At 39.2% G+C, this 10,569-nt stretch carries 8 protein-coding genes; 6 read left to right on the top strand and 2 right to left on the bottom strand.

Features of this window, described 5'->3' with window-relative positions; translation table 11 throughout:
- The first annotated feature begins 249 nt into the window (after window positions 1-249).
- Complete coding sequence (locus FTV03_RS01650; RefSeq protein WP_180009976.1) at window positions 250-1,182, top strand: hypothetical protein; 933 nt, start codon at window positions 250-252, stop codon at window positions 1,180-1,182.
- 607 nt (window positions 1,183-1,789) lie between these two features.
- Here the strand turns inward: FTV03_RS01650 and serC are convergent.
- Window positions 1,790-2,869 carry a 3-phosphoserine/phosphohydroxythreonine transaminase gene (gene serC / locus FTV03_RS01645; RefSeq protein WP_078190394.1) on the bottom strand — a complete coding sequence of 360 codons (1,080 nt, stop codon included), beginning with the start codon at window positions 2,867-2,869 and terminating at the stop codon, window positions 1,790-1,792.
- 347 nt (window positions 2,870-3,216) lie between these two features.
- Here serC and FTV03_RS01640 point away from each other — a divergent pair, with 347 nt between their 5' ends.
- The 4 genes from FTV03_RS01640 to FTV03_RS01625 are packed head-to-tail and all read left to right on the top strand — an operon-like array spanning window position 3,217 to window position 8,134.
- Window positions 3,217-4,704 (top strand): TolC family protein, encoded by a 1,488-nt coding sequence (locus tag FTV03_RS01640; RefSeq protein ID WP_180039647.1) that lies wholly within the window; start codon window positions 3,217-3,219, stop codon window positions 4,702-4,704.
- A 21-nt stretch (window positions 4,705-4,725) separates the two neighbouring features.
- On the top strand, window positions 4,726-5,889 hold the full coding sequence (locus FTV03_RS01635) for an HlyD family secretion protein (protein ID WP_180039645.1): 1,164 nt from the start codon (window positions 4,726-4,728) through the stop codon (window positions 5,887-5,889).
- Window positions 5,889-7,019, top strand: coding sequence for an ABC transporter permease (locus FTV03_RS01630; protein ID WP_180039643.1), 1,131 nt, complete (start codon window positions 5,889-5,891; stop codon window positions 7,017-7,019). The genes FTV03_RS01635 and FTV03_RS01630 overlap by 1 nt, the downstream gene beginning before the upstream one ends.
- Complete coding sequence (locus FTV03_RS01625) at window positions 7,016-8,134, top strand: ABC transporter permease (protein ID WP_180039641.1); 1,119 nt, start codon at window positions 7,016-7,018, stop codon at window positions 8,132-8,134. The genes FTV03_RS01630 and FTV03_RS01625 overlap by 4 nt, the downstream gene beginning before the upstream one ends.
- Window positions 8,135-8,253: 119 nt before the next feature.
- On the opposite strand, the gene FTV03_RS01620 is transcribed toward FTV03_RS01625, so the two are convergent.
- Window positions 8,254-8,802: a hypothetical protein gene (locus tag FTV03_RS01620; RefSeq protein ID WP_180039639.1), complete on the bottom strand. Its 549-nt coding sequence runs from the start codon at window positions 8,800-8,802 to the stop codon at window positions 8,254-8,256.
- 459 nt (window positions 8,803-9,261) lie between these two features.
- On the opposite strand from FTV03_RS01620, the gene gltP reads away from it, so the two are divergent.
- Window positions 9,262-10,557, top strand: coding sequence for a glutamate/aspartate:proton symporter GltP (gene gltP / locus FTV03_RS01615; protein ID WP_180023311.1), 1,296 nt, complete (start codon window positions 9,262-9,264; stop codon window positions 10,555-10,557).
- Window positions 10,558-10,569: the final 12 nt, after the last annotated feature.

Here is a 10,569-nt window from a genome sequence, read left to right as displayed (position 1 = left end):
GTCATGAGAAAGCCCATATAAATGGGTAGAGTACAAGTTGCTGTAGAAGCATTTTTAATTCGTCTGATCACAGATACTTTATAAAGTATTTTAATACTTTTTTGAATCCGTCAATGCGTAAGTCCTATAAATCCTACTGAAAACATTTTTTATGCATGATTTCATGATAAATATGATGTCGGTGACTTGAAAATTTCAAATAACCCTCGATTTATTAACTATGAAACCAACCCAATATCAATTGTGCATATGAAAAAACAAAATAGCCCTGAAATTATCACTATTGAAGATCAAACTTTTGGTAGTCATGTTGAACATTGGAATTTGCTTACAGGCAACCCGACAACGGATGTACCAGTTTGGCTGGGTCAGGCATTGGATGCACCCATTATGCCGATGGGCTTATGCGCACAAGAATCTGATATGGATCAAAGTACCTGGCTGATTCAAGGTCCATCACAAGCATCGATTCAACTGTGCCAAGTGATTGCGGTAGAAAATAATAAACCTAAAGCCGTTAAAACTGCATTTCCAAGTTTTGATAGCCCATATAAAACCAAAGCCACCATTGAACGTATTATTACCTGTAAATCCAATACACAAGCTGTGCTTTGCCTCGACTTAGGCGCAAATACCAGTGTGTATGCTTTTGATAGTTTATATAGCGTCAATCACGACCAATATGAAAAAGATGCAAGCTACAGTGTGCAACTCAATGCTTGGGCCTATGAACTCGAAGCTGTCGCTGAACATGAACAGCTTGTCGTTGATGATCCTGCATCGATTAAACATCATCGTGCTTTAAACGATATCTTGGCAGCAAATAATGGTGTTGCCCCTGCAGATTTACACGAACAAATTAAAGCATGGCAACCAAAGTCTGAAGATGACAAAGCGCCAGTGACCGTCGATTTTTCTAAAATGGTTGCATACCTATATGGTGAAAATCTTGGCCAAGAAGACGAAGCATGGTTCCAAGGGCATATTGTTGGCAAAACCGCCATGCAATTTAAAGAGCAAGACTACACGCTGTATGATGTGACCTTAATCCACGAAGAAAACCAAGAAGCGGTGATTGTTCGTGTTGCAACACGAAATCCGGCGCATAAAGATTTCAATGTTGGGCAATATATTCGTGGCAACCTGTGGATACAAGCCAATATTTACGCGAAATCTGCCTAATTTGAATTCAAAAACCCTATTTCAAATAAAAAAAACCGCCTCAGTGCGGTTTTTTTATTTCTCGCTAATCATGTGTATTCGCTGAATATTTAAATGATTGATTATTTCTTATCCACAAGCCAGTCAATATATTCTATTTTTAAATTCAAATTAAAATAACTTATCCACAATATTAAATTCAAAATAATGCTGCTAAATAAATCCATCTGCAAAGGATAAAATATAAAAATCTAATATAAATAAATAAGATAGGAAATTTATGAAACTAAATTTAACAATTCAATTGCTCATTTTTAAATAAACTAAATAGTTTAGTAAGTTTATGGCAGATAGTACTTTATTTAATCAAATAATTATGTTAAAAATGCGTTTAAGAAATAGTAATTAACGATAAATAGATCGGAAAGAATATCTATGAAAGTCGTGCAAGAAGAAAACTTATCGCAAGTTGACCATCACATGGAATCTCGATATCAAATCGAGCCAATGTCCTGCTTATTTTTTATGTTAGGTATGCTGATTTGTGCATACGTGTTACATACTTTTATTTTTTAATCTATTCAATAAAAAAAACCGGCAAATGCCGGTTTTTTTTATGCCTTTAGGATTATGCGTTGCGTTTTGCAAAGTCATCCATAAAGTTAACGAGTGCTTGAACGCCTTCTAGCGGAACAGCATTATAAATACTTGCACGCATACCACCCACTGAACGGTGACCAGCTAAATTCAGTAAATGGTTTTCTTCAGCTTCTTTCAAGAATTGTTTTTCCAATTCTGGATTCGCCAAAGTAAATGGTACGTTCATGATTGAACGGAATTCTTTTGCAATTGGATTTGCATAAAAATCGCTTGAATCGATATAACCATAAAGCAATTCAGCTTTTGCCATATTCGCTTTATAAATTGCGTCTACACCGCCCTGCTCAAGTAACCATTCAAAAACGAGGCCAGATAAGTACCATGCATAAGTTGATGGTGTATTCACCATTGAACCATTTTTCGCTTGAGCTGAATATTTCAAGATACTTGGAATATCTGCTTTCGCTTGATCCAATAAATCATCACGAATAATCACTAAAGTTAAACCAGCCGGACCAATATTTTTCTGAGCGCCTGCATAGATTAAACCGAACTTAGAGACGTCTAATGGTGCAGATAAAATGCTTGATGAAAAATCGGCAACCAATGGCTTGTCTGTTTCAGGAATGTTGGCAAACTGAAGACCACCAATGGTTTCATTATCTGCATAATGCACATAAGCCGCATCATCAGATAAGTTCCAGGTGCTTTGATCAGTAATCGCAAGTTTACCGTCAATGCTCGTACCCGCTTCAACGACATTAATGTCGCCATAACGCTGTGCTTCTTTCAACGCTTTTTCAGACCAAATACCAGTGTGGATATAGTCTGCTTTGCTGTTTTTACCCAATAGGTTTAATGGGATCGCAGAGAATTGCAGTGATGCGCCACCTTGAAGGAATAACACTTTATAGTTGTCTGGAATATTCATCAGCTTACGAAGATCAGCTTCTGCTTTCTCTGCCACAGCGACATAGTCTTTACTACGGTGGCTCATTTCCATGATCGAAAGGCCTTTGCCTTGCCAGTCAAGCATTTCAGCTTGAGCTTTTTCTAAAACGGCAGTGGGTAATGCAGCAGGACCAGCACAGAAGTTGTACGCGCGCATGAGTTTTCCTTTCAAAGTGAAACACAATAAAATGATGGCATTTAACCATATCTGACGCGTGCTTGCAGTAGTTAAAGCTGAAAATATTCCAATGCTGTCTGACATTTGAAGTCAAATTTTCAATAAAGATCAAAATTAATTCTTCTTAATTCAAATTATTAGATTTACTGATATTTTTTATCCCTTGAATTGATGCTAATTTAAGGTCTTGATGTGCGAAAATGACGTGCGCTACAAAGATAAAATTTATTTACATATGTATATGAAACAATACAACAACTTAGTGAATTTACCCAACTTCATCACAATGACTATAATGAACCCATCCTAGCTGTGAGTGTGTTTTTATGCCTCTACCTCGAACAGATTATTCTATAAAAATTAAACATACATTTCGTTCAGGATTGCTGCTTGGCCTTGGTTGTTTGAGTGTTTTTTTTAGCCCGACAGTACTTGCGCAAAGTATCAGTTATAGCCAAGCAGAACAAAGTCTACTCACTAGTTCTTTTAGCACTCAGGCCAACCAAGCGCTACAACAATCTGCCGAACTTCAAGCTCAGGCCATTAAAGGCCTTGGTTTACCTCGTGTGGATTTAAACGTCCGTGCCTATACCTTTCATAATGAACTCGATATTCCTCTCGGCGCCTTAAAAAACAACTTAGAACAAACGCTGAGTAATGGCATTAATAATAAAATTGATGAAAGCTTACCGAGTGATTTGGCAGACCCATTAAAAGACAGTCTGCAACAGCCAATCCGTGATGGTGTCGGATTAATTCCAGATTCTTCCCAAGTGGTCTTAGATGATCAAGTGATCCGCCCTACCGTTTCCGTAATGATGCCGCTGTATACCGGTGGGTTAACGTCTAGCGCCAAGGAAATTGCCAATATCCAAGCCAAACGCAGCGCGATAAGCAGTGAACAACAACAAGATGTGCAACGTTTTGAATTAATCCAAGCCTACTTCAATGCTCAATTACAAAAAAAATTAGTCGAAAGCAGCCGCTTCAATTTAAATGCGATGCAACAACACTATGCCAATGCGCTCAAAATGGAACAACAGGGTTTTATTAGCAAAGGCCAGCGTATGCAATTTGAAGTGGCGAAGAATAATGCACTCAGAACTTTTCAAAATACTGAAGCGAATCTTCGCTCTAGCTTATTTAAGTTAAACAACTTAATGCAAAGCAGCCAAATTACTGATCTTTCAACGCCATTATTTATTAATCAGCAACACAATCAAAATATAACCGCCTTGCTGAAAAGTTATCAGGATCAGTCTAGTTTGGTGCGTAAAATGCAATTGGACAGTCAATTGGCTGGTGCTAATGTGAAAGCCCAAAGCGCAGCAAAAAAACCCAACGTCTTTGCATTTGGCGAATATAGTCTCGACGATAAACAAAACTGGATTGTTGGTGTTGCCGCTCGCTACAACTTATTTTCAGGTATTGATAAAAACAAATCCGTACAAGCTGCCGAACTTCAACGCTATGCATCTGAGTTAATGACTGAGCGTACCAAACAAGAAATTGAAAGCCTGATTTATAGCTCATTTAATGAAGTCACCAGCGCTCAACAAAGTCACCTGTTGTTGCAGCAAAACCTAAAAGCTGCTCAAGAAAATTTAAGAATCCAACAGCTTTCATTTAAGGAAGATATGGGAACAGCCACACAAGTCATTGATGCACAAAATGCACTGAGTGGGCTACAAAGTGAAATGGCGCTGAATGCTTATAAATACGTGATGTCACTCGCAACACTGCTACAAAGTCACGGGAGCATTGACCAGTTCCAAAGCTATATCAATCAATCACACACCGACTATATTCGCTAAGCTTAGCCGAGGGGAAAACATATGAATCAGGAACCAACTGATCACCAAGAAGATGCCTCTGCGAAAGGTGAAACATCCCAATCCAATGTCTCGAGTTCAGACGTTTCATCTACAGCAAATACTGCTGACGATACTCAAGAAAAAGTGGCGACTAATACCGATGGAGAGACGAAAAATAGCTCTGTGCAAAGTCGCAATAAAGCTGCATTGATCAAGTTCGGGATTGGCATTGTCTTGATACTACTTTTGGCATTGATCGCATTTGGTCTATGGAAAAGTTATCAGCCCAAACAGGTTGAATTACAAGGTCGAGTTGAGGCTGAAACCATCCACATTAGTACCAAAGTACCTAGCCGTATCGAAGAAATATATGTGCATGACGGTGAAAAAGTACAAGCGGGTCAAGCGCTGGTTCGTTTAACCAGTCCTGAAGTCGATGCAAAGAAACAACAGGCTTTAGCTGCACTCCAATCTGCCCAAGCACTGCAATCCACAGCTGAACGCGGCTCTCAACAAGAAAATATTGATAGTTTATATGCCAATTGGCAAAGTCTAAAAGCACAGCAACAATTGGCGCAAACCACCTACCAACGTGGTCAAAACCTCTATAAAGAAGGTGTCATTTCACGACAACGCCGTGATGAAATGCAAGCTGCCGCAGTGTCTGCTGCACAAATGACAGAAGCGTCTTATCAACAATATGCGCGTGCAAAACGTGGCAGTACACCGCAACAACAAAGCTCGGCAGATGCCCAAGTCAAGATTGCGCAAGCCGCGTTGGCTGAAGCCAATGCACTTGAGGCTGAAACCAAATTGTTTGCACCCTCCAATGGCACCATTTCAAAAACCTATGGCAAAGTTTCAGAATTAGTTGCGATGGGTGTGCCCGTTGTAAGCCTGATTCAAGATGATAGCTTATGGATTAGCTTAAATGTCCGTGAAGACCAGTATGCTCAAGTGTATCAACTCAAGACCATGCAAGGATTTATACCGGCGCTAAACAAATCTGCCGAGTTTAAAATTGATCACATCGAAGCCGAAGGTGAATTTGCAACAATCAAAACCACGCGACAAACGGGCGGTTATGACATTCGTAGTTTTAAAGTCCAACTGAAACCCGCTCAGCCGATTGCTGACTTAAAAGTGGGTATGAGCGTTTTGTTTAAAATTGAAGAGCGTAAATAATGTTTAGGGGCATTCTGCGTGAGTTTCACTATTTGATGCAGCATAAATGGGACTTGTGTATGGTCACACTTGCCCCTGCCCTTGTGATTTTGCTCTTTACCAATATGTTTGCTCAAGGCAAACCAGATCATTTACCCATCGCGATCATAGACCAAGATCAAAGCAGTTTAAGCCGTAACATTACTCATTTTGCGCAGCTGAACCATACCTTAAAAGTAGCCACCATTACACCCAGTATGGATGATGCTGAAAAGCTTTTAAATCAGACTCAAATTTGGGGCTATATTCATATTCCTGCTGGTGCAGAGCAACGACTGGTTCAAGCAAAAGATGCAGAAATCAGCATTGCCTATAACCAAAGCTATTTTAGTGTCGGCAATAGTATTTCATCAGCCATGCTGCTAAGTACATTGCAAGCCATGGCCGATTTTAGTGGTCATCAGTATTTAGAAAATACAATTCCCTACCTCGATGCACCGACACCCAATGTCAAAATTTCACCTTTATATAATCCAGGTTTAAATTATGAGTTCTATTTAGAGCCGTACATGATTCCTGCGATTCTGCATTTATTACTGTGTTGCTGTGTCGCATTTTCAGTCGGTCAAGAAATCAAATATGGCACTGTAAATCAATGGGTGAAACCGACTTCTGTCTTTCAAGCTTTAATCGCTAAAAATCTCAGTTATGTTTTCATTTTTACCGCTTGGACATGGGCATGGATGTTCTGGCTAATCGTGTTTCGAGGGTGGTTTGTTCAGGGTTCATTACTGCTAATTTTGCTCGGGCAATTGTTTTTTTATACAGCCTATGCCTTTATCAGTTCTACTGTAGTTTTGGCGACACGTGATCTCACCAAATCTTTTGGTTTTATTGCGGTATATGGTGGCTCATCACTGAGTTTTGCAGGGGTGACATTGCCGCTGAATAACGCGCCGATGTTTACAAAATTCTGGGCCAATATTATTCCCTATACGCCTTATGCCAAATTACAAACAGAACAATGGGTCATTGGTAGCCCAATCTCCATTTCAATCACACCGCTTGTCACCCTGATCATTTACTGTCTGTTCTATTTGGTTCTTGCCAGCTTCTTTTTACGGAAAGTACTGAAGGAGCAAAGCATATGAATAAAATCGTGTCATTTCTATCAACTTTGCTCAGACACTATATTCAAACCTTTAAAGATATTGTTAAGCACAGTTCGATTTTTACCACCTTAGTGCTTTCTGTTTTTCTTTACAGTTTTTTTTATCCCATTGCTTATCAAGCGGAACACGCAGAATCGCTCCCCATTATTGTGGTGGATGAGGAACAAAGCATACTCACCAATACGATTATTGGTGCTGTAGCCAATAGTCCCAATGTAGAAATTCGAGCTGTGACTGGTAATTTTGCGGAAGCTGAAAATATGCTCCGAAGTCAGCAAGCTGACGGGATTTTACTGTTGCCGAGTAATCTTTCAAATAGCATTCGCCGTGGTGAAACCGGTGGAATTGGTTTATATCTCAGTGCTGCAAACTTTCTAAAGACACAAAAAATTGGCTTAGGTTTAGCCAGTTCGATGGAAAATGCCCTCGTCGAATATGCAGAAAAATTCCAGAACATATCCGATTTTAGCCCAGCTTTATCTATCCATAAGATTCCATTATTTAATCCACTTTCAGGCTATGGCAGCTATATTTTCCCAGCAGTTGCACCCTTAATTATTCATCAGACGATTTTATTGGGTCTGTGCATGCTGATTGCGACCTATCGACAAAACACCACTTGGCGTCCGAGCTATACACAATTAGCTGGCATCTTCTTGTGTATTTTGACTATCGGGACTTTAGGGTGCTTCTATTTATTTGGTTTTACTTTTTGGCTGAATGATTATCCACGAGGTGGAAATTTTTGGGGTATGTTCATTGCTGTACCCATCTTCCTCAGTTGTATTATTGCAATGACCCTCTATCTCGCCACTTTTCTTGACCTGCCAGAACGTGCAGGACATGTCATCGTTTTTAGTTCTATTCCGCTATTTCTACTTTCGGGAACGGCATGGCCGCATGCAGCTATGCCTGAATGGATGCAAATACTTGCTCAGGTGTTGCCATCAACCCAAGGCATACAACTGTTCCTTCAACTCAATCAGATGGGTGTGCCTACAGTAATCGTCATCCCAAAACTGCTTTACCTCACAAGTATTGGACTGATTTTTTTATGTCTTGCTGTCTGGCGTATAAAGTTTGCCAAAAGATAAAACTGTTTGTGCTGTAAGACATGTCTGGTCTCAAGCGAAATGCGTTCAAACCTATTCATCATAGACTCGAACGCTTTGTATCTAATCATGTCTCAAATTTAAATTCTTGCTGTCATCTATTAGCTGTATGCATTTGGCGTGACAGTCGATGCTTCATCCACTTGAATATCAAAATCATCTGCATCTGAGGTGATCTCAGTAACCAAATCATCTGATTCTTTTTCTGCAGCGTTTTCGAGCCAGAATCCTTTCACTTTATCGTTCCCATCATGACCTGCAAAGACCACACTCATATACAGTTCTTTTTGCGGATAATCATATTTATACACAATTGTTGTGGTCTTACCTTCTCCCAGCCGAGTATTTGCCATTCGCTGAATTACTTCCGCCTCAGCACTAGGTTGACCTGCAGGAATCAGCTTTTTCATACGTGAAAACAGCTCTGGATCTGCTAGCATCGCATCACGAACATTTTCTTCAACCAATACCAAAAAGCTGTCTTGATGGGGTTGGTGTAGTGCTGCGAATAATTTTTCTGACTTGATACGCTGTGAGCTTGTCTCACTTGGTAGGCTTGATTCGAATTTTGCAATCAAGAAATCGCCGATTTTTTCACAAGCCGTTATAGGTAAGATTAAAGCAATGATGACGACTAATTTTTTCAACACCGTACAAGCCCTCTGGTTATTATTAAAATATATAAAGTTAAAATTTAGTTCGGATAATCTGTGTGATTTATAGAATTTTCACTGATTTATCTGCCTCACAAGTATAAAGCAAACTTCTATATAAAAATGAAAAATACAGGCTCACAATTAGTTTTTCGATCTTTCTAGGCAAATCAGAGATTTTGTGAAGTGTTCATTAATAACTCAATTTTATTCGTTCTATAAATTAAACTTAATAATCAAATCGCTTATACAACTAAAAATGATAATTTATCGATCAAACAGTTTGGTTTTGATCAAAATCGTTGGCTGTATTCTCATATAAACTGCAAAATATTATCGTATTTATCTCCCAAATTATTCAGAACTTTTTGTCATGGCGGATTCAGTCTATCTGCAACATTTGTTCGTGGATGACTGTGGGCTTTTTTCTCCCAAATCTGACATAAGAGCTGATGTATGAAAAAGATTAAGGTGAGCCTTGCCTGGCAAATCGTGATTGCTCTCATTCTAGGTATACTTGTTGGTGCTTTCCTACACTATTCTCCTGAATATCGTGATGCTTTAGTTAATAACTTTTTGACTCCTTTGGGCTCAATTTTTATTAACCTCATTAAGATGATCGTTATTCCGCTTGTTGTGTCGATGCTTATTTTAGGTATTGCCAATACAAGTCACGGTAGTAACTTAGGTAAACTTGGTTTCAAAACAATTATTTATTTTGAAATCATTACCACCGTTGCTATTTTAGTCGGTTTAGTTGCAGCCAACGTATTCCAACCTGGTGCCGGCATTGATATGTCTGCATTGACGCAAGTCGATATTTCAAAGTATCAAGAAACAACACATGAAGTCAGTGAACATTCTCATGGTTTGATTCAAACAATACTTTCACTTATTCCATCTAACTTTTTTGCAGCTTTAACTAGTGGTCAAATGCTCCCAATCATCTTTTTCTCTGTGATGTTTGGTGTAGGTTTAGGTGCGCTTGATCAAGAAGTAAAACAACCTTTAATTAAAGTGTTGACCGCTGTTTCTGAAACGATGTTTAAAGTTACGCACATGATCATGATGTTTGCACCTATTGGTGTATTCGGCTTGATTGCTGCAACTGTTGCGAATTTCGGCTTCAGCTCACTTGTGCCACTGCTTAAACTTGCAGTTTTAGTTTATGGTGCAATCTTCTTCTTTATTTTCATTGTATTAGGTGCAGTTGCTAAATTCTGTGGCTTCAGTGTTTGGGCCATTATCAAGATCTTAAAAGATGAATTGATTCTCGCATATTCAACTGCAAGTTCTGAAACCGTCCTCCCCCGTATTATGGAAAAAATGGAAGCTTACGGTGCTCCGAAACCGATTACCAGTTTCGTGATTCCAATTGGCTATTCATTTAACCTCGATGGTTCGACCCTATATCAAAGTATTGCGGCTATCTTTATTGCTCAGCTTTACGGGATTGATCTGACAATCACCCAACAAGTGATTCTAGTACTGACCTTGATGATTACCTCTAAAGGGATTGCAGGTGTACCTGGCGTTTCTTTCGTGGTCTTACTGGCGACTCTCGGCAGTGTCGGTATTCCTCTCGAAGGTCTGGCATTCATTGCAGGTATTGACCGTATTTTAGATATGGCACGTACTGTACTGAATGTGATTGGTAACGCGCTTGCGGTACTGGTGATCAGTAAATGGGAAGGCCAATTTGATACTGAAAAACAAAAAAATTATGCCTCTAATCTAAAAGATGCCGCTTAATTTTATGCCATA

The organism is Acinetobacter sp. YH12218, assembly GCF_013417925.1.
Classification (GTDB): domain Bacteria; phylum Pseudomonadota; class Gammaproteobacteria; order Pseudomonadales; family Moraxellaceae; genus Acinetobacter; species Acinetobacter amyesii.
Note: the sequence above shows the minus strand (reverse complement) of the source record. Positions and strands in the feature narration are given on the sequence as shown.